Origin of the sequence: Microlunatus capsulatus (genome assembly GCF_017876495.1) — a bacterium.
Classification (GTDB): domain Bacteria; phylum Actinomycetota; class Actinomycetes; order Propionibacteriales; family Propionibacteriaceae; genus Microlunatus; species Microlunatus capsulatus.
The window spans coordinates 4,246,104-4,267,769 of sequence record NZ_JAGIOB010000001.1 but is presented as its reverse complement, the minus strand read 5'-3'; the positions used below and the strand labels follow the sequence as shown (position 1 = coordinate 4,267,769).

General features: G+C 74.2%; 24 protein-coding genes. 9 read left to right on the top strand and 15 right to left on the bottom strand.

Annotated elements, in window-relative coordinates; all coding sequences use genetic code 11:
- Nucleotides 1-2 precede the first annotated feature (2 nt).
- On the top strand, nucleotides 3-836 hold the full coding sequence (locus tag JOF54_RS19795) for a sirohydrochlorin chelatase (protein WP_210059068.1): 834 nt from the start codon (nucleotides 3-5) through the stop codon (nucleotides 834-836).
- Between the two features lie 145 nt (nucleotides 837-981).
- On the opposite strand, the gene JOF54_RS19790 is transcribed toward JOF54_RS19795, so the two are convergent.
- On the bottom strand, nucleotides 982-1,863 hold the full coding sequence (locus JOF54_RS19790) for a PPK2 family polyphosphate kinase (RefSeq protein WP_210059066.1): 882 nt from the start codon (nucleotides 1,861-1,863) through the stop codon (nucleotides 982-984).
- A gap of 74 nt (nucleotides 1,864-1,937) precedes the next feature.
- Between JOF54_RS19790 and JOF54_RS19785 the strand changes: the two genes are divergently transcribed.
- Nucleotides 1,938-2,741 (top strand): dihydrofolate reductase family protein, encoded by an 804-nt coding sequence (locus JOF54_RS19785; protein ID WP_210059064.1) that lies wholly within the window; start codon nucleotides 1,938-1,940, stop codon nucleotides 2,739-2,741.
- 34 nt (nucleotides 2,742-2,775) lie between these two features.
- On the opposite strand, the gene JOF54_RS19780 is transcribed toward JOF54_RS19785, so the two are convergent.
- Together JOF54_RS19780 and JOF54_RS21660 are read right to left on the bottom strand one after the other, a co-directional pair.
- Nucleotides 2,776-3,030 carry a hypothetical protein gene (locus JOF54_RS19780; RefSeq protein ID WP_210059062.1) on the bottom strand — a complete coding sequence of 85 codons (255 nt, stop codon included), beginning with the start codon at nucleotides 3,028-3,030 and terminating at the stop codon, nucleotides 2,776-2,778.
- Between the two features lie 397 nt (nucleotides 3,031-3,427).
- Nucleotides 3,428-3,559 carry a hypothetical protein gene (locus JOF54_RS21660; protein WP_281073441.1) on the bottom strand — a complete coding sequence of 44 codons (132 nt, stop codon included), beginning with the start codon at nucleotides 3,557-3,559 and terminating at the stop codon, nucleotides 3,428-3,430.
- Between the two features lie 58 nt (nucleotides 3,560-3,617).
- On the opposite strand from JOF54_RS21660, the gene JOF54_RS19775 reads away from it, so the two are divergent.
- Nucleotides 3,618-3,977, top strand: a complete 360-nt coding sequence (locus JOF54_RS19775) for a DUF6907 domain-containing protein (protein WP_210059060.1) — start codon at nucleotides 3,618-3,620, stop codon at nucleotides 3,975-3,977.
- 240 nt (nucleotides 3,978-4,217) lie between these two features.
- Here the strand turns inward: JOF54_RS19775 and JOF54_RS19770 are convergent, their stop codons facing one another.
- From JOF54_RS19770 to JOF54_RS19755, 4 genes are all read right to left on the bottom strand, one after another.
- Complete coding sequence (locus tag JOF54_RS19770) at nucleotides 4,218-4,679, bottom strand: hypothetical protein (RefSeq protein ID WP_210059058.1); 462 nt, start codon at nucleotides 4,677-4,679, stop codon at nucleotides 4,218-4,220.
- A 16-nt stretch (nucleotides 4,680-4,695) separates the two neighbouring features.
- Nucleotides 4,696-5,196 (bottom strand): hypothetical protein, encoded by a 501-nt coding sequence (locus JOF54_RS19765; protein ID WP_210059056.1) that lies wholly within the window; start codon nucleotides 5,194-5,196, stop codon nucleotides 4,696-4,698.
- 136 nt (nucleotides 5,197-5,332) lie between these two features.
- Entirely contained in the window at nucleotides 5,333-6,226 is an 894-nt protein-coding gene (locus tag JOF54_RS19760; RefSeq protein WP_210059054.1) for a tyrosine-type recombinase/integrase, read from the bottom strand.
- A 46-nt stretch (nucleotides 6,227-6,272) separates the two neighbouring features.
- Nucleotides 6,273-7,367 carry a DNA polymerase domain-containing protein gene (locus tag JOF54_RS19755; RefSeq protein ID WP_210059052.1) on the bottom strand — a complete coding sequence of 365 codons (1,095 nt, stop codon included), beginning with the start codon at nucleotides 7,365-7,367 and terminating at the stop codon, nucleotides 6,273-6,275.
- Between the two features lie 76 nt (nucleotides 7,368-7,443).
- On the opposite strand from JOF54_RS19755, the gene msrB reads away from it, so the two are divergent.
- Nucleotides 7,444-7,875 carry a peptide-methionine (R)-S-oxide reductase MsrB gene (gene msrB / locus JOF54_RS19750; RefSeq protein ID WP_210059050.1) on the top strand — a complete coding sequence of 144 codons (432 nt, stop codon included), beginning with the start codon at nucleotides 7,444-7,446 and terminating at the stop codon, nucleotides 7,873-7,875.
- Nucleotides 7,876-8,052: 177 nt separating this feature from the next.
- On the opposite strand, the gene hemQ is transcribed toward msrB, so the two are convergent.
- Genes hemQ through hemE form a run of 3 tightly spaced genes read right to left on the bottom strand, consistent with a single transcriptional unit; the run spans nucleotide 8,053 to nucleotide 11,260 of the window.
- Entirely contained in the window at nucleotides 8,053-8,733 is a 681-nt protein-coding gene (gene hemQ, locus JOF54_RS19745) for a hydrogen peroxide-dependent heme synthase (protein ID WP_210059041.1), read from the bottom strand.
- The gene (gene hemG, locus JOF54_RS19740) at nucleotides 8,730-10,151 is read right to left on the bottom strand and encodes a protoporphyrinogen oxidase (protein WP_210059039.1); all 1,422 of its coding nucleotides are present in this window, start codon (nucleotides 10,149-10,151) and stop codon (nucleotides 8,730-8,732) included. Before hemG ends, hemQ begins: the two co-directional genes overlap by 4 nt.
- Complete coding sequence (gene hemE / locus JOF54_RS19735) at nucleotides 10,148-11,260, bottom strand: uroporphyrinogen decarboxylase (RefSeq protein ID WP_210059029.1); 1,113 nt, start codon at nucleotides 11,258-11,260, stop codon at nucleotides 10,148-10,150. Before hemE ends, hemG begins: the two co-directional genes overlap by 4 nt.
- Before the next feature lie 76 nt (nucleotides 11,261-11,336).
- Between hemE and JOF54_RS19730 the strand changes: the two genes are divergently transcribed.
- From JOF54_RS19730 to JOF54_RS19715, 4 genes are read left to right on the top strand one after another with little or no spacing between them, the layout of a single operon-like run.
- On the top strand, nucleotides 11,337-11,948 hold the full coding sequence (locus JOF54_RS19730) for a DUF3000 domain-containing protein (RefSeq protein ID WP_307804414.1): 612 nt from the start codon (nucleotides 11,337-11,339) through the stop codon (nucleotides 11,946-11,948).
- Nucleotides 11,945-13,261: a ribonuclease D gene (locus JOF54_RS19725; protein WP_245358226.1), complete on the top strand. Its 1,317-nt coding sequence runs from the start codon at nucleotides 11,945-11,947 to the stop codon at nucleotides 13,259-13,261. Before JOF54_RS19730 ends, JOF54_RS19725 begins: the two co-directional genes overlap by 4 nt.
- A 56-nt stretch (nucleotides 13,262-13,317) precedes the next feature.
- The gene (locus JOF54_RS19720) at nucleotides 13,318-14,517 is read left to right on the top strand and encodes a thiolase family protein (protein WP_210059024.1); all 1,200 of its coding nucleotides are present in this window, start codon (nucleotides 13,318-13,320) and stop codon (nucleotides 14,515-14,517) included.
- The gene (locus JOF54_RS19715) at nucleotides 14,517-16,664 is read left to right on the top strand and encodes a 3-hydroxyacyl-CoA dehydrogenase NAD-binding domain-containing protein (RefSeq protein WP_210059022.1); all 2,148 of its coding nucleotides are present in this window, start codon (nucleotides 14,517-14,519) and stop codon (nucleotides 16,662-16,664) included. The genes JOF54_RS19720 and JOF54_RS19715 overlap by 1 nt, the downstream gene beginning before the upstream one ends.
- 189 nt (nucleotides 16,665-16,853) lie before the next feature.
- Here the strand turns inward: JOF54_RS19715 and JOF54_RS19710 are convergent, their stop codons facing one another.
- The 4 genes from JOF54_RS19710 to JOF54_RS19695 form a co-directional block, all read right to left on the bottom strand.
- A complete protein-coding gene (locus JOF54_RS19710) occupies nucleotides 16,854-17,336 on the bottom strand; it encodes a glutathione peroxidase (RefSeq protein WP_210059020.1) in 483 nt (160 codons plus the stop codon).
- Nucleotides 17,337-17,359: 23 nt separating this feature from the next.
- On the bottom strand, nucleotides 17,360-18,112 hold the full coding sequence (locus JOF54_RS19705; RefSeq protein WP_307804413.1) for a YqjF family protein: 753 nt from the start codon (nucleotides 18,110-18,112) through the stop codon (nucleotides 17,360-17,362).
- Complete coding sequence (gene dxs, locus JOF54_RS19700) at nucleotides 18,109-20,043, bottom strand: 1-deoxy-D-xylulose-5-phosphate synthase (RefSeq protein WP_210059018.1); 1,935 nt, start codon at nucleotides 20,041-20,043, stop codon at nucleotides 18,109-18,111. Before dxs ends, JOF54_RS19705 begins: the two co-directional genes overlap by 4 nt.
- A gap of 84 nt (nucleotides 20,044-20,127) precedes the next feature.
- Nucleotides 20,128-20,496: a hypothetical protein gene (locus JOF54_RS19695; protein WP_210059015.1), complete on the bottom strand. Its 369-nt coding sequence runs from the start codon at nucleotides 20,494-20,496 to the stop codon at nucleotides 20,128-20,130.
- Between the two features lie 73 nt (nucleotides 20,497-20,569).
- Here JOF54_RS19695 and JOF54_RS19690 point away from each other — a divergent pair, with 73 nt between their 5' ends.
- Nucleotides 20,570-20,986, top strand: a complete 417-nt coding sequence (locus JOF54_RS19690) for an HIT family protein (RefSeq protein WP_210059013.1) — start codon at nucleotides 20,570-20,572, stop codon at nucleotides 20,984-20,986.
- A gap of 3 nt (nucleotides 20,987-20,989) precedes the next feature.
- Here the strand turns inward: JOF54_RS19690 and JOF54_RS19685 are convergent, their stop codons facing one another.
- Entirely contained in the window at nucleotides 20,990-21,502 is a 513-nt protein-coding gene (locus JOF54_RS19685; RefSeq protein WP_210059011.1) for a P-loop nucleotide/nucleoside kinase family protein, read from the bottom strand.
- Nucleotides 21,503-21,666: the final 164 nt, after the last annotated feature.

Below are 21,666 nucleotides of genomic sequence, written 5' to 3'. Positions count from 1 at the left end.
CCATGACTGCTCCTGCGCTCGTGCTCCTGGGCTACGGCAGCCACGACCCCCGCGTCGCGGAGGTCAGCGCGCAGATCCGCGCCGCCCTGCTGCAGATCCGTCCCACCCTCGTGGTCGAGGTCGCGTTCCTCGACCACTGCGCCCCCAGCGCGACCCAGGTCGTGGCCTCGCTGGCCCGCCGCGGGATCGACGAGGTCGTCCTCGTGCCGCTGCTGCTCTCCGACGCCTTCCACGCCCAGGTGGAGGTGCCGGCCGCCGTGGCCGCCATCCGCGCCGCGCACCCCGACGTCCGGGTGCTCGCCTCCCGGCCGATCGGCCCCGAGGCCGCGCTGCTCGCCGTCATCGACCGCCGGCTCCGCGACGCGCTGCGCTCCCGCCGGGTCAGCGAGCTGGACGGGCTCGTCTTCGCCGCCGCCGGCAGCGCCGACGTCCGCAGCAACGCCATCGTCGCCCGCCGGGCCCGGCAGTGGGCCACCCACCACCGGCTGCCGCACGTCACCGCCTTCGCCACGGCGTCGGGGCCGACGACGGCCGAGGCCATCCGCACGCTGCGGGCCCAGGGCCGCCGCCACATCGCCGTCGGCAGCTGGTTCCTGTCCCCCGGCCTGCTCTTCACCCGGCAGGCCGAGCTGGCCTACGAGGCCGGCGCCGTCGCCGTGTCCGACCCGATGGGCGCCGAGCCCGAGATCGCCGAGGTCGCCCTGGTCCGTTACGTCGTCTCGGCCATGGACCTCGTCGACCTCGACGCCCCCGCCGAGGACACCGAGACCAGCTCGCCCTTCGACGACCTCGACCTCGAGCCGCCGGTCCGCCACCTCTCCGTCGTCTCAGCCTGACTTCCTCCTCGCGCCCGGCCGGAGCCTGAAGATCCGCTCTTCCTCCCTCGCGGTCAGGACGAAGAGCGTGTCCTGACCGCTCGGTCGTCCAGAGCGGATCCGGCTCCGGCCTTGCCGACGCTCGGAGGGGTCGGCTCCGTGCCCCTCAGGTGAGCGCGAGGCGGCGCTTCTCGCCCTCGACGTCGAAGTCGGCGGGGGGCCACTGCAGGTCGAGGGTCCGCAGGTGCTCGACCAGCAGCTGGGCGACGGCCCAGTTGCGGTACCACTTGCGGTCCGACGGGACGACGAACCAGGGCGCGACCTGGGTGCTGCAGCGCTCCAGGACGGCCTCGTAGGCCTCGGCGTAGGCCAGCCACTTCGCCCGCTCGTCGACGTCGCCCGGGTTGTACTTCCAGAACTTCGTCGGGTCGTCCAGCCGGGCGGCCAGCCGCTCCTTCTGGGTGGCCGAGGAGATGTGCAGGAAGCACTTGACGACGACCACCCCGGAGGCGACCAGCTCGGCCTCCCAGGCGTTGATCTCGTCGTAGCGGGCGGCCCAGACCGCCTCCTCGACCATCCGGTTGACCCGGACGGTGAGCACGTCCTCGTAGTGGGACCGGTCGAAGATGCCGATGGTCCCGGGGGTCGGCAGCTCGCGCTCGACCCGCCACAGGTAGGGGTGGCGGCGCTCCTCCGCCGTGGGGGCCTTGAACGCCTTGATCCGCACGCCCTGCGGGTCGACCATGCCGATCGCGTGCCGGATGACGCCGCCCTTGCCGGCGGTGTCCATGCCCTGCAGGACGACGAGCACCCGCCGGGCGCCGGGCAGCTCGGCCCGGCCCGTGGCGTAGAGCCGTTCCTGCAGCTCGGACAGCTCCGGCTCCAGGGCGGCGGTGCGGGCGGGGGCGTCGGCCTTGGTGCCGGCGAAGCCGGTCGTCGCGGCGGGGTCGAGCGTGCCGAGGTCGACGGTGCCGGCGGGCAGCCGGAGCAGCTCCGTCAGCGGCTGGGTGACGGGCACGGGCTCCCGGGGCTTGCTCTTCTTGGACATGGCGGCGATTGTGCCCGACGGCCACCACGGCTCCGGTCGTCGGAGGGCGCGAGCGCGCTGTGCCACGATGAGCCGTGACCCGCCCCGCGCTGCAGCTGATCTTCGACCGGACGGGCCGGGCCGCCGGCGTCGAGCTCGACGACGCGGCCCTGGTGGAGCTCTACCGCTACCCCGACGACGGCCGGCGCCGGCTCCGCAGCAACTTCGTCTCCTCCCTCGACGGCTCGGTCCAGGGCGCCGACGGCCGCTCGGGCGGGCTGGGCACCGCCAGCGACCAGCACGTCTTCGCCCTGCACCGGGCGCTGGCCGACGCGGTCGTGGTCGGGGCCAGCACCGCGCGGGCGGAGGGCTACCGGGCCGTCGACCTGCAGCCCTGGCAGCGCGACCTCCGGGCGTCGCTGGGGCTGGCGCCCTTCCCGGCGCTCGTGGTGGTCACCGGCAGCGCCCGGCTGGACCCGGTGATGGCCACCCCGGCCGAGGGCGACGGCGGCCCGGTGGTGGTGCTGACGACCACCGGCAAGCCGGACGCCGACCTGGACCCGCTGCGGGAGGCGGGAATCGAGGTGCGCGAGGAGGGCGAGGAGCTGGACCTGGGGGCGGCGCTGGACCGGCTGGCCGGCGAGGGCCGGCCGCGGCTGCTCTGCGAGGGCGGTCCCGGCCTGCACCGGGCCCTGCTGGCCGCGGGGCTGGTCGACGAGCTGTCGCTGACCCTGGCTCCGGTGGTGGTGGGCGGGGAGGGGATGCGCTCGACGAGCGGGCCCGGCCTGGGCACCGCGCTCCCCTTCGACCTGTCCTTCGCCCTGCACGGGGCGGACGGGGCGCTGTTCACGAGCTACCGGTCGCCCACGACTGTGGACGACGGGCAGCGGCCGGTCTGAGCCGACGGGCGGCCGGGTGCCGACGGCCCCGGCGTCAGGGCCGGTTGTCGTGCAGCCAGCGGGCGAGCTCGGGGTCGCTGGTCAGACCGGTGCGCTCGTCGTAGCTGGGGTTGCGGGCGAGGATGCGCTGCAGCCGCTCCTGCTCCTCGGCCGGTGCCCACCAGCCGGGGCGGGACGTCTGCTGGCGCCAGCGGCGCTGACCCGCCCGCTCCGCGCGCAGGACGGCGGCGAACAGCGTGGCGACCAGCAGCGCCGCGACGACGACGACCAGCCAGGGGATCTCGAACATGCTCGGGGTGCCTCTCGAAGACCTGACCGCACCCGTGCCCGGGCGCGGCGGGTGGACGGTCCCCGGCGGTGCTCCTGGGAGCGTGCCGGTGCCCGTCCTGCGGCTGACGTGACCCCCCGATCCGCATCAGCCCGCGGCGGTCGACAGCCCCGCCGGAGGTAGTACACCAACTCTTCGGAGGCCCGTCCGGGGAAGACGGGCGCGTGGCAGCAAGCGGACATGTCCTAAAGCGGACACGCCCCGGAGCGCCCTCCGCAGCGGTGGGACCGGGCCCTCCCCGCACCACGGGAACGCTCCCGCGCCCGGTCCGGACTCCCGCGCCCGGCGCACCGGGCGCGGCGGTGCCGACGGGGCGCGGCAGCGGCCGGGACCGGCCGGCGACCCCCGTCGGACGGCGTCAGTCCAGCTGCTCCGCAGCCCGGGTCTCCGCCGTCATCCGGCTGGGCTGCACCCGGGCCGGCTCGCCGGGCATCTTGGGGGTGCCAGCCTCGTATGCGTTGTGCAACTGGGCGTAACGGGCGGTAGTCATTTGAGCGTTGTGGCCCTAGTTATCAGGCGAGTTTTCGCCCTCTCCGAGAGGAACCAGCATGACTACCAATACCGACCCAGCCCTGCTCCCCTGCCCACCTTGGTGCCTGCACGACGGGATCGTCGACGACGGCCACAGCTGGACAACTGAGACCGCGGACGGTTCCCCCGAGAGGCATCACCTCATCGAGTGCTCGCCGGTGGTCGCGGAGTCCGACGGGCTCGACAGGCACGGCAGCCTGCCCAGCGCCGAGGTGGGTCTGGTTCAGGCCGAGTGGAGCGGTAGGACCGCAGTCGAGCGCGGTCCACTACGGATCACGCTGTGCACAGAGTCCTACCCTCACTTCACCCCCGAAGAGGCGCGCAAGGTTGCGCAGCAGCTCCTCGCGATGGCCGCCCGGGCCGAGGCCGTGGCCTAGATGTCGGAGGAAGGCTGCTCGCCTTCGTCGTAGACCATCGAGACGTCGATCTCGGGGTGTACCCAGACAACCACTGGCCCAGACGAGGAGGGCTGCAGTGCTAGCCAGTGCGCTTCGCCGGCCAGGAGGCGAGGACCGAGGTCGGCGCGTAGACCATCCATCTCGGCTGCGGTGAAACCCTCAATGATCGTCTGGCCGATGTGAACTCGTCCCATGAGCAGGAAGCCTAAGCGCCGCCCCTCAGGCCGACTTCAGCGGCTTCCCGTAGATGGTCCCGTGTCCGGTCCGGATGAACGGCCGGATGCTCGTCAGGTCGAGTCCGGCCTCCTTCAGGCGTTCGCGGACGCTCTCGGGGTTGTAGAAGTAGGTCACCTCGCCGCCGGGCGCGAGCTCGGCTGGGAGCGCGACCGGGTTGAGGTAGCTGCCGTTCGGGTCGATCAGAACCTGCTTGTCGGGCAGCTCCCAGCCAAAGCTCAGGGCCATCGTGCTCGCCCGACCCTCGTTCGTCGCTGTGATCGTGAGGATTTTGTGGTTCCCCATGGGTCCCCACGTGATCCCCGTCGAGGGCTTCACGACCACCCGTGGACCGTTGTGGCGCCAGGTGTAGACCTGCCACCCGATCGAGATGGCCGAGGCCAGGAGGGCGAAGGACGAGAAGATCACGCTGAGCACGACCGGCCCAGTCCACACCGTCAGAAGCATGGCGGAGAACCTACAGCTACAGGTGGCGGCCCACGCCGAGCATGGTGAGCCGGTTCCGCCGACGGCTCTCGGCCGCGCGCAGGGCCGCGTCCGGGTCGACGACCGGGCCATTGAAGACCGGGTTGAAGGAGTAGTCGTTGCCGGCCGGCGCCGCCGCTGGCACGTACACGGGTCCACCGTTGGCGTAGCCCTGGGCGTAGTTCCGCTCGAGCACCCGGCGGCCGCGGCCGTAGGTCATGTCGGCGAGGATCCGGCGGTTGGACGGGACTGAGGCGGCCTCCTCAGGCACAACCCACTCGCCGTTGGAGAGGCGGGCGGGGATGGAGTCGCTCTTGCCCGTCCCCGGGCCCCTGACGGGCCCGCCGGAGACGTAGCGGCCCTGGCCGGTGGCGCCGGCGTAGCCGAGCTTGTCGGCGGCGTCCTGGATGCCCTGGTTGGCGGTGTTGAGCCCGGACACCATGTCCTTGCCGCCCTTGACGATCTGCATGGCGATGTCGGTGCCGGCGATCGCACCCATCCCGATGATCTGCTGGACGAGGGTCTCGGACAGCCCAAGGTGTCCCTCGGGCCTGCCTGTTTTTGGGCGCGCCCAACGTCGTCGAGGACGAAGGTCTCTCAAAGAAGCGCTGTCCGCCACACCGGACGGACATGAGTCAGACCCGGTCGCCGCGCTTGAGACGTTGGGCCGCTGCCTTGGCGCGCGCGTCGGCGGCGCTGGCGCCGTAGCGCTCGAGCATGGCGTCGGAGGACCAGCCGGCCAGTCGCTTGAGGTCGCGCTCCTGGCCGCCGGACATCAGGAAGTCGTGCGCGAAGGTGTGGCGGAAGCGGTGCGGGTGGAGGTCGGTGATCCCGGCCTGCTCTCCGCGTAGCCGGACTCGTTCGCGGGCTCCGTCGGTGGACATGCCGCCGCGCTGGGTCAGGAACAGCGCGTCGAGGTGGGCCCAGCGGTGGGAGCGGCGCATCCGCTGGTAGCGGTCGAGGGCGCGGACAGTGCGGGCGCTGAAGTAGACCGGCCGGACCTTGGAACCCTTGCCGAGAACCAGGGCCATCCCTTGGTCGAGGTCGACTCCGTCGACGGTGAGCCCGCAGAGCTCGGCGACCCGGACCCCGCAGTCGAGCAGCAGCCTCACCATGGCCTCGTCTCGCCGGTCGCTGAACTCCTTGCCGGCGCAGGCCTTAAGCAGCGCGGCCAGCTCGAGGTCGGTGATGACCGGCACTGGCTTGGCCTTGAGGACCGGCGGCGACAGGGTGCGCATGGGGTTCTCCTCGAGCTCCTGCTCGTCGACGAGCCAGCCGCAGAAACGGAAGAGCCCGCGGTAGCGGGTCTTGACCGTGCCCGCTTCCTGGCGCTCGTTGAGCCCGGCCAGCCACTCACGGATGGCGGGGCGGTTGAGCTCGTCGAGGGTGGCTGTGCGGCCCTCTGCCTCGAGCCAGCGGGAGAAGAAGGTGACCGACTGGCCGTAGAGCCGCAGGGTGCCCGGGCTCAGACCTTCGGCCCGGAGGTGACGCAGGAAGGACCGCTCGAGGTCTTGCAGTCGTGGTGCCACGTGTGTAAGTCATCAGGCGAGTGAGCGTTATGCCACTTGCGCAAGCTCAGTCCATCTGTTCGTTTGCCCTAGTCACAGCCGTCATCCGGCTGGGTTGCACCCGGGCCGGCTCGCCGGGCATCTTGGGGTGGTCGGGCGGGTAGGGCATCTCCGCGCCGCCGTGGCGGCCGGTGCCGAGGTCGCGCACATCGCGCTCGTACATCTCCAGCGCCCCGGCTAGGTCGCCGGGCTCGCTGGCGTAGAACGGCGCCCAGACGTCGCCGACCTCGGCGAAGCGGGTGAGCATCGTCGGGATGGTGAAGTCCTCCGGCCGGGCGTCGGGCAGCTCGGCCCAGGTCAGCGGGGCGGAGACGACGGCCCGCGGCGTCGGGCGGATCGAGTAGGCCGACGCGATCGTCCGGTCCCGGGCCATCTGGTTATAGTCGACGAAGATCCGCTCCCCCCGCTCCTCCTTCCACCAGTTGACCGTCACGTGATCGGGCAGCCGACGCGCCAGCTCGCGGCCGAGGGCGATCACCGCGTGCCGGGCCTGGACGAAGTCGTGCTCGGGCCGGACGGGGACGAAGACGTGCACGCCGCGCCCGCCGCTGGTCTTGCAGAACCCCGTTAGGCCGGCGTCCTCCAGCACCTGGCGGAGCTCCAGCGCCGCGCGGACGGCGTCGGCGAAGTCGGTGCCCGGCTGCGGGTCGAGGTCGATGCGCAGCTGGTCGACGAGGTCGGTGTCGTCGCGGCTGACCGGCCACGGGTGGTAGCGCAGGGTGCCCAGGTTGGCCATCCAGGCGATCGTCGCCAGCTCGGTCACGCAGACCTGGCTGGCGGTCCGTCCCGAGGGGAAGGTCACCGTCACCGTCTCCACCCAGTCCGGCATGCCCTTCGCCGGGGCGCGCTTCTGGTAGAACGCGTCGTGGTTGGCCTCGGTCCGGGTGCTCAGGGTGACCTCGGGGCGGTAGCCGCCGGGCCAGCGCTCCATCGTCACCGGTCGGTCGCGCAGGGCCGCGAAGAGGCCGTCGCCGACGGCCAGCGCGTACTCCACCACCTGCCGCTTGGTCAGCCCGACCTCGGGGAAGTACAGCTTGTCCGGGCTGGTGAGCCGGACCGTGCGGTCACCGACCTCCAGCTCGATCGCGGGGGTGGCGGCCATGGCCGGAGCATAGCGACGGGACCGGAACATCGAGCGCCGCGGCTAGGTTGAGGAGGCAGAACTACGAGGAGGACGCATGACCGATGTGACCAGCAACGCCGCCGCCCAGGTGGGCAAGATCGTCAAGTCCGAGGACGAGTGGCGCTCCCAGCTCAGCCGGGCCGAGTACAAGGTGCTCCGCGAGGCGGGCACCGAGCGCGCCTTCACCGGCGAGTACACCGACACGAAGACCGAGGGCGTCTACTCCTGCCGCGCGTGCGGCACGGAGCTCTTCCGCAGCGAGACCAAGTTCGACTCCCACTGCGGGTGGCCGTCCTTCTACGCCCCGGTGGAGGGCCGGGTCCGCTACATCGAGGACAACACCCTGGGCATGAAGCGGGTCGAGGTGCGCTGCACCGCCTGCGACTCGCACCTGGGCCATGTCTTCGACGACGGCTACGGCACCCCGACCGGGCAGCGCTACTGCATCAACTCGATCAGCATGCGGCTCACCCCGGCCGAGGGCTGACCGACCGGTCCACCCGCGCCTGAGCCCGGGATCCTCGCCCTGAGCTTGTCGAAGGGCCCTGAGCCCGTCCCTGCGCCCTGAGCCTGTCGAAGGGCCTTCGACAGGCTCAGGCAGCGGGTTGGCTCAGGCAGCGGGTCGGCTCAGGCCGCGGCTGGCGACAGCCTCAGGCCGCAGGGCTCACCAGGACGCGACGATCTCCGCGAGCTCGCGCCGGCGGCCCGTGTAGAACGGGACCTCCTCGCGGGTGTGCCGCCGGGCCTCGGCGGCGCGGAGGGCGCGCATGAGGTCGACGATGCGGTGCAGCTCCGGCGCCTCGAAGGCGAGGATCCACTCGTAGTCGCCCAGGGCGAACGAGGACACCGTGTTGGCCCGCACGTCCGGGTAGGGCCGGGCCAGCATGCCGTGCTCGGCCAGCATCGTCCGCCGCTCCTGCTCCGGCAGCAGGTACCACTCGTAGGAGCGCACGAAGGGGTAGACGCAGAGGTAGCCCGAGGGCTCCTCGTCGGCCATGAACGCCGGCACGTGGCCCTTGTTGAACTCCGCCGGGCGGTGCAGCGCCAGCTGCGACCAGACCGGCTCCAGGTGGCTCCCCAGCTCCGAGCGCCGCAGGGCGAGGTAGGCGTCCTGCAGGGTGTCCGAGCTGGAGGCGTGCCACCAGACCATGAGGTCGGCGTCGGCCCGCAGGCCCGCCACGTCGTACCAGCCGCGGACCACCAGGTCGGTGCCCTCGGCGGCCTTCTCGACCGCCTGCAGCGCGTCGGCCGCGCTGGCGCCGGCCGGCTCGTCCGGGGTGCTGGTCCGGCGGAACACCGACCACATCGTGTACCGGATGGTGTCGTTGATCTCGCGCGCCTTCATCGCTGGCTCTCCTGTCGTCGTGCTGCTGGGCTGAGGTCGTGGGGGCGTGCACCCCGGTCGAGGTCGTCGAGGATCGAGGTGGCGGCCAGGTCGGCGGACGCCAGGCAGGCGGCGATGCCCACCCCGTCCAGCGCGGCGCCGGCCAGGGCGAGCCCGGGGGTCCCGGCGAGCTCGGCGCGCAGGTCGGCGACCAGGTCGCGGTGGCCGATGCGGTACTGCGGCAGCGCGCCGCCCCAGCGGGTCAGCCGGCGGTGCAGGACCTGCACGCCCTCCCAGCCGGGCAGCGTCGCGACCTCGGCGACGGTGCGGTCCAGCAGGTCCTCGTCGGGCAGCTGGAGCACGGCGGCCTCGCCGGCCCGCCCGACGCTGGCCCGGACGACGTCGACGCCCGGCCCCCAGGTGCGCTCGGCCTGCTCGCGGACCCACGCCCACTTGACCGAGGAGTGGGTCAGCGCCTTGACCGTCGGCATCTCCCCGGGCGGGATGAGCAGGCCGGAGCGGTCGCTGCCCAGCCCGCGCACGACGAGCGTGACGACGGCGACCGAGGCGTAGGGGATGGCCGCCAGCGCCGGCGCGGACGGCAGCAGCTCCTCCGTCAGCCGACCGGCGGGACCAGCGGGGGTGGCGAGCAGGACGGCGTCGACGTCGAGGGCCTCGGGGCCGAGGTCCAGCCGCCAGCCGGCGCCGGTCCGGGCGAGCCCCCGCACGGCCGTCGCCGGGCGAAGCTCGGCACCGCGGTCGCGCAGGTCGTCCAGCAGGGCGCGGACCAGGCCGCTCACCCCGCCCACCAGGCCGGCGAAGACGGGCGCCCCGGTGCGCACCGGCAGCGAGGCCCGGGCGTGCTCCAGCAGCGAGCCACCGGTCCGCGCCCGGGCGAAGAGGGCGGGCATCACGGCGGCGAAGGACAGGTCGCGCGAGCGCCCGGCGTACACCCCGCCCAGCAGCGGCTCCAGCAGCCGGTCGGTCACCTGGGACCCGAAGCGCTCCTCGACGTAGCGCCCGACGGCGACGTCGCCGGTGAGCGGCCGGGCCGGCCGGTCCGGCTCGGTGCGGGCGAGGGCCAGGGCGTCGGCGTCGAGCAGGTCGGCGAGCGCGTCCACGTCGGTCGGCACGCCCTGCAGCGACGGCGGCATGGCGTGCAGCCGGCCGCCCACCAGCAGCTGCGGCTTCGCGGCCGTCGGGTGCACCCGCTCGCCCGCCAGCCCGAGCGCGTCGATCAGGGCGACGGCCTCGGGGCGGCGGGCCAGCACCGACTCCGCGCCGGTGTCCAGGGCCAGGTCGTCGACGACGGTCCGGTCCAGCTTGCCGCCCCAGCGCGGGCCCTGCTCCAGCACGGTGACCGACGCCCCCGCCAGCAGCAGCCGGCGCGCGGCGGCCAGCCCGGTGACCCCGCCGCCGACGACGGCGACCGAGGTCACGGGCGCCCGGCCGCCACCAGGCCGGCCCGCTCCCGCACCGAGGCCCGCAGCTGCGGCCCCTCGCTCTGCACCAGCTCGACGACGCGGCCGAGCACCCCGGGGTCGGTGTCCGGCGGGACGCCGTGGCCCAGGTTGAAGACGTGGCCCGGCGCCTCGGCGCCGGAGCGGACGACGTCGCGGACCCGCTCGGCCAGCACCGGCCACGGGGCGCCCAGCAGCGCGGGGTCGAGGTTGCCCTGGACGGCGTAGGCCGGTCCGACCCGACGGCTGGCCTCGGCCAGCGGCACCCGCCAGTCGACGCCGACGACGTCGGCCCCGGCGGCGCCCATCAGGCCGAGGAGCTCGCCGGTGCCGACGCCGAAGTGGATCCGGGGCACGCCGCGGTCGGCCACCCGCTGGAGGACGCGGGCGGAGTAGGGCTGGGCGTAGCGGGCGTAGTCGGCCGCGGACAGGCTGCCGGCCCAGGAGTCGAACAGCTGGACGGCGCTGGCGCCGGCGTCGACCTGGACCTCGAGGAAGGCACCGGCGATGTCGGCCAGGGCGGTGCAGAGCCGGTCCCACAGGTCCGGACGGCCGACCATCATGGCCTTGGTCTTCGCGTAGTCCTTGCTGGGGCCGCCCTCGACGAGGTAGCTGGCCAGGGTGAAGGGAGCGCCGGCGAAGCCGATCAGCGGCGTGCCGCCCAGCTCGGCCACCAGCAGCCGGACCGCCTCGGTCACGTAGCCGACGTCGTCGGGCTGCAGGGGGCGCAGCGCCGCCAGGTCGGCCTCGTCGCGCACCGGGCTGCCCATCACGGGGCCGCGGCCGGGGACGATGTCGAGGTCGACCCCGACGGCCTTGAGCGGCACCATGATGTCGGAGTAGAAGATGGCCGCGTCGACGCCGTAGCGGCGCACCGGCTGCAGGGTGATCTCGGCCACCAGCTCGGGGCGCATGCAGCTCTCCAGCATGGGGATGCCCTCGCGGACGCGCTTGTACTCGGGCAGCGAGCGGCCGGCCTGCCGCATGAACCACACCGGCACCCGGTCCTCCAGCTGGTCCCGCCGGCACGCGTGGACGAGGGCCGAGTCGGAGGGGCTCGGCGCGGGCGGTGCGGCAGGGGTGGACACGGCCCCATCGTTTCACGGGCGCGGAAACCGGCGCGTCGGACGGAGGGGGCTGGTCAGCGCGGCATACGCTCCTCGCGTGGTAGCCAGAAGCGACGCGGCTCCTGCCCCGGACGCCTTCCGGCGGGCCGTGCAGGACCTGATGTCCGCGCCCTGGCGCCCCGAGCTCGAGGTCGACGAGATGCCGGCCCCGCAGCGCATCGCCCCCTTCTCCGCCGCGGTCACCGCCGACGTGCTGGTGGCCGGCGACGAGGTCGGCAGCGGCCGGCTGGTCCTGCTGCACGACCCGGCCGGCAACGCCGCCTGGGAGGGCACCTTCCGCTGCGTCACCTTCGCCCGCGCCGACGTCGACCCCGAGATGGTGACCGACCCGCTGCTGGCCCAGGTGGGCTGGTCCTGGCTGCTCGACGCCCTCGCCGCCCACGGCGCCGACTTCGGCGCCCCCAGCGGCACGGTCACGTCGGTGGCCAGCGAGTCCTTCGGCGGGATGGCCGAGGAGCCGCCGCGGGCCGAGATCGAGGTGCGGGCGTCCTGGACCCCGCAGCTGGTCGACGGCGTGGGCCTCGCCCCGCACCTGGCCGCCTGGTCGGAGCTACTGTGTACGACGGCGGGGCTCCCCCCGCTCCCGGCCGGGGTGGTGCCCATGCCCTCCCGCCGCACACCCCCGAGCCGAAGCCCACGGAGACGTTGACCCCGCCAGACCCCCGCCCCGCGACCGAGCCGTTCCCGACCTCCCCGGACGGCACCGCCGAGCCACCCGTCGAGGCGGTCCCCGAGCCCGAGGTGCCCCTGCTGACCGAGCCCGCCGACGGCGTGCCGGAGGTCGTCAGCACCCCGGAGGCGCTCGAGGCGACGATCGCGGCCCTGGTCGCGGGCACCGGGCCGCTCGCCGTCGACGCCGAGCGCGCGCACGGCTTCCGCTACAGCCAGCGGGCCTACCTCATCCAGCTCCGCCGGGCCGGCGCCGGCACCCACCTCGTCGACCCCATCGCCTTCGGCACCCCGGCGGACCTGTCGGCGCTGGGCGACGCGCTGGCCGACGCCGAGTGGGTCGTGCACGCCGCCAGCCAGGACCTGCCCTGCCTGTTCGAGGTCGGCCTCGTGCCCCGGACCCTGTTCGACACCGAGCTGGCCGCGCGGCTGCTGGGCTACCCCCGGGTCGCCCTGGGCACGATGATCGAGGAGTTCTTCGGCGTCCGGCTGCTCAAGGAGCACTCGGCCTCGGACTGGTCGACGCGCCCGCTGCCGCCGGAGTGGCTCACCTACGCCGCGCTCGACGTCGAGCTGCTGGTCGAGCTGCGCGACAAGCTGGCCGACGAGCTGGTCCGCACGGGCAAGGACGCGTGGGCCCGCCAGGAGTTCGCGGCCCTCGTCGCCGGCGCGGGCACCGCCCCCGAGAAGCGGACGGACCCGTGGCGCCGGACCTCCGGCATCCACAAGGTGCGGACGCGCCGGGGCCTCGGCTACGTCGCCGAGCTCTGGTACGCCCGCGACGACATCGCCCAGCGGCTCGACCGGGCGCCGGGCAAGATCCTCCCCGACGCGGCGATCAGCGAGATCGCGGCAGCGCCCACCCCCGGCCGGGCCTCGATGCGGCAGATCCCGGCCTTCAGCCGGCGCCAGGCCAAGCGCTACGAGTCGACGTGGGTCGAGGCGCTGGAGACCGTCGGGTCCCGCGGGGAGACGGGGCTGCCGCCCCTGCACATCCCCAACGACGGCCCGCCGCAGCCCCGGTTGTGGGCCGCGCGCGACCCCGAGGCCGCCGCCCGGCTCACCGCGGTCCGCGAGGCGCTCAGCACCAAGGCGGCCGAGCTCGACCTCCCGGTGGAGAACCTGCTCACCCCTGACCACGTCCGCCGGCTGGCCTGGCGGCCGCCGCAGCCGGTCACCGAGGAGTCCGTCGACGCGGCCCTCGCCGCGTCGGGGGCCCGGGCCTGGCAGCGCGAGCTGACGGTGCCGCTGATCACCCCGCTGCTGCTGCCGCCCGAGCCCGCGGCCGGCTGAGCGACCCGCCCGGCCCGGTGGCCGGCGGCTAAGTTACCCGCGGGTAATCTGTGGGGATGGCGTCTGCATCCCGAGAGGTCGTCTTCGTCGACGGCGTCCGCACCCCGTTCGGAAAGGCCGGGTCGCTCTACGCGGAGACCCGCGCCGACGACCTCGTCGTCAACTGCATCCGCGAGCTGATGCGCCGCCACCCCGAGCTGCCGCCGGAGCGGGTGGACGAGGTGGCCGTCGCCGCCACCACCCAGACCGGCGACCAGGGCCTGACGATCGGGCGGACGGCCGCGCTGCTGGCCGGCCTCCCGAAGTCGGTGCCCGGGTTCGCGATCGACCGGATGTGCGCCGGCGCCATGACGGCGGTCACCACCACCGCGTCCGGGATCGCCTTCGGCGCCTACGACGTCGTCGTGGCCGGGGGCGTGGAGCACATGGGCCACCACCCGATGGGTCAGGGCATCGACCCGAACCCGCGGATCGTCGCCGAGAAGCTCGTCGACCAGTCCGCCCTGGTGATGGGCTCGACGGCGGAGAACCTGCACGACCGCTACCCCGCCATCACCCGCGAGCGGGCCGACGCCTTCGCGGTGCTCAGCCAGCAGCGCGTCGCGCAGGCCTACGCCGACGGCGTGATCCAGGAGTCCCTGGTGCCGGTGGCCACCCGCAGCGCCACGGAGGGCTGGGGCCTCGCCACCGCGGACGAGCCGCCGCGCCCCGGCACCACCGCCGGCGGGCTCGCCCGCCTCCGCACCCCGTTCCGCCCGCACGGCCGGGTGACCGCGGGGAACGCCGCCGGCCTCAACGACGGCGCCACGGCCGCGCTGCTGGCCGCCGAGGACGTCGCGACCGAGCTCGGCCTCCCGGTGGCCATGCGGCTGGTCGGCTTCGCCTTCGCCGGCGTCGACCCCGAGGTGATGGGCGTCGGGCCCATCCCCGCCACCGAGAAGGCCCTGGCCCGGGCCGGCCTGACCATCGACGACATCGGGGCCTTCGAGATCAACGAGGCCTTCGCCGTCCAGGTGCTGGCCTTCCTCGACCACTTCGGCCTCGACGCCGAGGACCCGCGCGTCAACCCCTACGGCGGCGCCATCGCGCTGGGTCACCCGCTGGCCAGCTCCGGCGTCCGGCTGATGATCCACCTGGCCCGGCAGTTCCGGGAGCGCCCGGAGGTCCGCTACGGCCTCACGACCATGTGCATCGGGCTCGGCATGGGTGGCACCGTCCTGTGGGAGAACCCGCACTTCGTGGGTGGGGAGGCGTGATGGAGGCGAGCGAGCTGCAGCGGCTGGTCGAGGAGGCCTCGGCCGTCACCCCGCGGGAGGTGGTCACCCGCGCGCTGAGCCGCGACGTCGTGCTCCCCCACGACGGCCGGACCCTGGTGCTGATCACCCTGGACAACGGCCAGGACCACACCCGGCCGAACACCTTCGGCCCGCGCGGGCTGGCCGAGCTGTCAGCCGCGGTCGAGGCCGCCGCCGCCCGCGAGGACGTCGCGGCCATCGCCGTCACCGGCAAGCCCTTCATCCTGGCCGCCGGCGCCGACCTCAGCGCCCTGCCCGCCCTCACCCGGCGCGAGCAGGCCCTGGCCATCGCCCGGATCGGGCACGCGGTCTTCGACCAGCTGCACCGCGCGCCCAAGCCGACCTTCGCCTTCGTCAACGGCCTGGCCCTCGGCGGCGGGCTGGAGCTGGCCCTGCACTGCGACTTCCGCAGCGTCTCGGCGTCCGCGGCCGGCATCGGGCTGCCGGAGTGCTTCCTCGGCATGTTCCCCGGCTGGGGCGGGGCCTACCTGCTGCCGAACCTCGTCGGCGCCGAGCGCGCCGTCCAGGTGGTCGTCGAGAACGCGCTGAACCAGAACAAGATGCTCACGGGCGTGCAGGCGGCCGAGCTGGGCATCGCCGACGTGCTGTTCGAGGGCGCCGACTTCCTCGAGCGCTCGCTCGACTGGGCCGGCCGCGTGCTGGCCGGGACGGTCGCCGTCGAGCGGCCGGAGGTCGACCGCGGCGAGGCCTGGGACGCCGCCGTCGCCCGCGGCCGTGCCGTCGCCGACGCCAAGGTCGCCGGCGCCGCGCCCGGGCCCTACCGGGCGCTGGAGCTGATCGCCGCGGCCCGGACGGCCGAGCGCTCGGCCGCCTTCGCGGCCGAGGACGAGGCCCTGGCCGACCTGCTGATGAGCCCGGAGCTGCGCGCCGGCCTCTACGCCTTCGACCTCGTGCAGAAGCGGGCGCGCAAGCCCGCCGGGGCCCCCGACGCGGCGCTCGCCCGGCCGGTCGGCAAGGTCGGCGTCGTCGGCGCCGGCCTGATGGCCAGCCAGCTCGCGCTGCTGTTCCTGCGCCGGCTGCAGGTGCCCGTGGTCATCTCCGACCTCGACGCCGGCCGCGTCGAGCGGGGCCTGGAGCGGATCCGCGGGGAGATCGACACCCTGCAGGCGAAGCGCCGGCTCTCCCCCGACGGCGCCAACCGGCTGCGCGCGCTGCTGTCCGGGACGACCGACCTCGCCGACTACGCCGACTGCGACCTGGTCGTCGAGGCCGTGTTCGAGGACCTGGCGACCAAGCAGGAGGTCTTCGGCCGGCTGGAGCGCCACGTCGCCCCGACCTGCGTGCTGGCCACCAACACCTCCTCGCTGTCGGTCGGGGCGATGGCGGCTGAGCTGGAGCACCCGGAGCGCGTGGTTGGGTTCCACTTCTTCAACCCGGTCGCCGTGCTGCCGCTGCTCGAGGTCGTGCGGGCCGAGCGGACCGACGACGCGACCGTGGCGACGGCGCTGCGGGTGGCCAAGGACCTGCGCAAAAACGCCGTGCTGGTGGCCGACGCGCCCGCCTTCGTCGTCAACCGGCTGCTCACCCGGCTGACCAGCGTGCTGTTCCAGGCCGTCGACGAGGGCACCCCCGTCACCGAGGCCGACCGCGCGCTGCGCCCGCTCGGGCTGCCCATGTCGCCGATGGCCCTGCTGCAGCTGGTCGGACCGGCCATCGCCCTGCACGTCGGGGAGTCCCTGCACGCGGCCTTCGGCGACCGGTTCCCGGTGTCGCCCAACCTGCGGGCCCTGGTCGAGGCGGGACGGCCGGGCGTCTACGACTGGACGGCCGAGGGGAGGCCCTACGTCAGCGACGAGACGGCCGCGCTGCTCACGCTGGGCGACGCGCCCAGCAGCCGCGAGGAGGTGCTGCGCCGCGCGCAGGACGCCCTGGCGCAGGAGATCGGGCTGATGCTGGCCGAGGGCGTCGTCGCCGCGCCGATGGACGTCGACCTCTGCCTGGTGCTGGGGGCCGGCTGGCCCTTCCACCTGGGCGGCATCACGCCCTACCTGGACCGCGAGGGCGTCTCCGAACGGGTCCTCGGCCGGCGGTTCCTGCCGCCCGGCGTCGCCTCGGTGGCCGAGGCCCCGGCGGTCCCCGCTGCCTGAGCTCGTCGGAGGCCCCGCCGCCTGAGCCGCCTCCAGCTGCCTGAGCCTGTCGAAGGCCCTTCGACAGGCTCAGGGAGCGGCGGTCGCCCGGGCCCTTCGACTGGCTCAGGGAGCGGAGGTCCCCCGGCCCTTCGACAGGCTCAGGGAGCGGAGGTCCCCGGCCCTTCGACGAGCTCCGGGGAGCGGGGGTCAGGCGGCGAGGGCGGCCTCGAGGTCGCCGGCGATCTCGGCCGGGGTGGTGCCCGGGTCGTAGCGGCGCACGGGACGGCCGTCGCGGTCGAGGAGGAACTTCGTGAAGTTCCACTCGATGGCCTCGCCCGACGCGGCCGGCCGCTCGGCGCGCAGCCACCGGAACAGCGGGTGGGCGTCGTCGCCGTTGACCTCGACCTTGCTGAACAGCGGGAAGGTCACGCCGTAGTTGAGCTCGCAGAACTCGGCGATCTCGGCCTCGTCGCCGGGCTCCTGGTGGCCGAACTGGTCGCACGGGAAGCCCAGCACCACCAGGCCGTCCGCGCCGTAGCGCGACCACAGCTCCTCCAGGCCGGCGTACTGCGGCGTGAGCCCGCACTTCGAGGCCGTGTTGACCACGAGCACCAGGCGGCCGGTGTAGTCGGCGAGGGGCACCTCGGTCCCGGCGAGGGAGCGGGCGGTGAAGTCGGAGAGGGTCGGCACGCGCTCAGCGTAGACCGGGGCGCTCAGGGCAGCGGGAGGCCGAACTGGGTGCGGACACCGCGGGAGAACATCACCGAGTCGGGTGGGGTCGACGCCAGCCCCGGCAGCCCGGCGGCGGCCAGCAGGTCGTCGTCGAGCTCCAGCAGCTCCGCCCGCTGCAGCGGCCAGCGCGGATGGGTGTTGGGCAGGTAGCGGGTGGCGCCCCAGGCCCGGGTGTGCAGGGCCCAGCGCGCGGTGAGGAAGTCGGCCAGCGGGTCGTCGCGGACGACCTCCGAGCCGACCCGGACGACGACGCGGCTGGCCGCCCCGCGCGGACCCGGCCAGCGCCGCCGGCTGGTGTAGGTCAGCACGTCGGTCCGCTGGCGCACGCGCATCCGGGACCAGGTGTAGGGCAGGTTCAGCGCCACCCGCGAGCCCAGCACGAAGGCGAGCCGCTCGCACTCGAGGGAGCCGAAGACGACGCCGCGACGCCCGCGGGCGTCGACGGCGTAGAAGCGCACGTTGGTCTCGGCGAAGGTGCCCAGCCACGGCAGCGGGTGGCCGGTGCCGAAGCCGGCGCCGCGCATCCGGAACGGGATCAGCCCCACCCAGGTGGCGCCGTCGTGCAGGTCGGGGCGGGTGCCGGCCGGCAGCAGCGGCGCGACCCGCGCCGGGTCGACGCGCCAGTGCAGGAAGGTCAGGTCGGTCCAGGCCTGGTCGAGGACCGCCCGGCCCGGCAGCGGGGCCCCCGCACCCAGCAGCGGCTCCGGCTCGGCCCAGGCCGGGAGGGTGATCACTCCCGCGGGGCGTTGGCGATGTCGCCGACGGCGTTGCTGGGCTGCGGCTCGTGGCTGAGCACGGCCTCGACCGCGTACCGGGCGATGGCCTGCGGCGTCAGCCCCAGCTCCTCCAGCAGCTCGGCGCGGCTGCCGTGCTCGAGGAACTCCTGGGCGATGCCGAACTCGCGCAGCGGGGTGGCCACGTCGGCGGCGCGCAGGGCCTGGGCCAGCCGGGCGCCGCAGCCGCCGACGACGCCGTTGTCCTCCACGGTGACGACCAGCTCGTGCTGGGCGGCCAGGGTGACGAGCGCGGGGTTCACGGGCAGCACCCAGACCGGGTCGACGACGGTGACGCCGATGCCCTGGTCGGAGAGCCGCTGGCCGACGGCCACCGCGGTGCCGACCATCTGGCCGATGCCGACGACGAGCACCCGCGGCTGCTCGGTCCGGACCAGCACGTCGACCCCGTCCAGGGTCTCGACGGCGTCGACGTCGGCCGGCACGGCGTCCTTGGAGTAGCGGACGACGCTGGGCGCGTCGTCGATCCCGACGGCCACGGCCAGCGCCTCGCGGAGCCGGGTGGCGTCGCGCGGGGCGGCCAGGTGCAGGCCGGGCACCAGCTGCAGCAGGGACATGTCCCACATGCCGTTGTGGCTGGCGCCGTCGTTGCCGGTGACGCCGGCCCGGTCCAGCACGAACGTGACCCCGCAGCGGTGCAGGGCGACGTCCAGCAGCACCTGGTCGAAGGCGCGGTTGAGGAACGTGGCGTAGAGCGCGACGACGGGGTGCAGGCCGCCCATCGCCATCCCGGCGGCGGAGGTGACGGCGTGCTGCTCGGCGATGCCGACGTCGAAGGTCCGCTCGGGGAACGCCGCCTCGAACCGGTGCAGGCCCGTCGGATAGGTCATGGCCGCGGTGATGGCGACGAGGTTCTCGTGCTGCCGGCCCAGCTCGACCAGCTCGGTGGAGAAGATGTCGGTCCAGGTCTGCCCGGTCGCGGCGACCAGGGCCTCGCCGGTGGTGGCGTTGATCTTGCCGACGGCGTGGAAGTGGTCCTCCTCGTGCATCTCCGCGGCCGCGTAGCCGCGGCCCTTGTGCGTGAGCGCGTGGACCAGGACCGGGCCGCCGTACTGCCGGGCGTGCTGCAGGGCCTTCTCGACCGCCGCGGTGTCGTGGCCGTCGATGGGGCCGACGTACTTGAGGCCGAGGTCGGAGAACATCCCCTGCGGCGCCAGCACGTCCTTCAGCCCGCTCTTGATGCCGTGCAGGATGTCGTAGGCCGCCGAGCCGACCAGCGGCGCCCGGCTGACGTTGCGCTTGACGAGGTCGAGCACCTGCTCGTAGCGGGGGTTGGTGCGCAGCGCGGCCAGGTGCTTGGCCAGCCCGCCGACCGTCGGGGTGTAGGAGCGGCCGTTGTCGTTCACCAGCACCACGAGCGGCAGGTCGTCGGAGGCGGCGATGTTGTTCAGCGCCTCCCAGGCCATCCCGCCGGTCAGCGAGCCGTCGCCGACGAAGGCGACGACGGTGCCGGGCAGCCCCTGCAGGCGCTTGGCCTTGGCCAGGCCCTCGGCGTAGGACAGCGCCGTCGAGGCGTGGCTGTTCTCGACCCAGTCATGCTCGGACTCGGCCCGGCTGGGGTAGCCCGAGAGGCCGTGCCGCTGGCGCAGCGTCGGGAACAGCTCCTGGCGGCCGGTGAGGATCTTGTGCACGTAGCTCTGGTGGCCGGTGTCGTAGACGACCGGGTCGCGCGGAGACTCGAAGACCCGGTGCAGGGCGATGGTCAGCTCGACCACGCCGAGGTTGGGCCCGAGGTGGCCACCGGTCTGGCTGACGTTCTCGACCAGGAACCGGCGGATCTCGGCGCTCAGGGCGTCCAGCTGCTCCGGCGCGAGGGCCCGCAGGTCCTGGGGGCTGTGAAGGGTGCTCAGCAGTCCGGACGCGGGTGACATGCGGCCGAGTTTACGTCGTCGCCCCCTCCCGGACCGGCTGCGCGCGGGCCCGCGGGGTGTGAGCCGGGTCGCCCCGCCGGGTGGTCACAGCCGGGCGTGCGGCACCTGGCCGTGCAGGGCGTCGTCGAGGAGCCCGACCGCCCGCTTGGTGCGGACCAGCCGGGCGGCCTGCTCGAGCCAGGCCTGGGCGGCCTGCTCCACGACCGGGGCCGGCACCTGGCCCTGCAGGTCGGACCGGATCTGCGCCAGCCCCTCCGTCGAGGACCGGACCTGGCCCTCGACGAAGTGCGCGGCGAAGCGGGCCAGCACCAGGGGGTGCCGGCGCAGCACGGGGTAGGCCCGGAAGTCGGCCGGGCAGCAGTCGAAGAGGAAGGCGACGGCGCCCTCCTCCCAGCCCTCCGCGCCCGGCGGCCGGACGCTGTCGGGCCAGCCCGGGGGGCGGAAGGCGGTCACGCGTCCTCGTATTCGAACATGTGTTCGATCCTAGGCCACCCGGGCCGTCGGCGTCCACGGCTAGTCTCGGGCCGTGAGCGACGTCGTCTGCCAGGTCGTCCGCGGCGAGATCGAGGCGGAGGTGGTGCACCGCGACGACGACGTCGTCGCCTTCCTGGACCACCACCCGGTCTTCAAGGGCCACGTGCTCGTCTGCCCGGTGGAGCACGTCGACACCCTGCTGGAGCTGCCCCCGACGCTGATGGTGCCGCTGCTGGGCGTGGCCCAGCGGGTGGCCCGCGCGCTCGGGGACGCGCTGGGGGCCCAGGGCACCTTCGTGGCCAACAACAACGTCGTCAGCCAGTCCGTCCCCCACCTGCACGTGCACGTCGTGCCGCGGACCAAGGGCGACGGCCTGCGGGGCTTCTTCTGGCCGCGGGTGCGCTACGCCGAGGGCGAGCAGGCCGCCTACGGCCGGCTGCTGCGCGAGAGCCTCGCCCGGCAGGGCTGAGGCTCAGCCGGTCCCGGTGAGCTCGGTGACCAGGGCGTCCACGAGCTCCTCGACGGCGCCGGCGCTGTCGAGCACCAGCCGAGGCCCCGACCAGCCGGCCAGCTGCTCGCGCCGCTGGTCCAGGCTGTCCCACCGGGGCTCGGGCAGGTCACCCAGGTCGCGCCGGCGGTCGGTCAGCCGCTGCCGGTGCAGGTCGACGTCGGAGCAGACGACCTCGACGAAGCAGAGCGGCGTCCGGGTCCGCCGTGCGAGGTCCTCCCACTGCGCCCGGGCCTCCGGGGCGGCGTTGACCGCGTCGACCACCACGGTCTGGCCCAGCCGGAGCAGGTGCTCGGCCAGCGCGCCGACGGCGAGGTAGGCCGCCAGGCCGGTGGGCTGGTCGGAGGTGACGCCGGCGCCCAGCAGGGCCGCCTCGACCGGGTCGACGGACAGCACGGGCCAGCCCGTCCGGCGGCCGAGCGCGTCGGCCACCGTGCTCTTGCCCGCCCCCGGCAGGCCCGCCATCGCGATCAGCACGGCCGAACCGTACCGGCGCAGGCGGGCCCGCGGAGGCGTTTCGCCCGCAGACTGCCCGGACCGCACCTGACCGCGAACAGCACCGCACCCCCCGGCCGGTGGCCGAGGGGTGGGTGCGGGAGAGAGGTCCTGTGTCCCCCGACGTCAGGACCGCTCCCGATCGG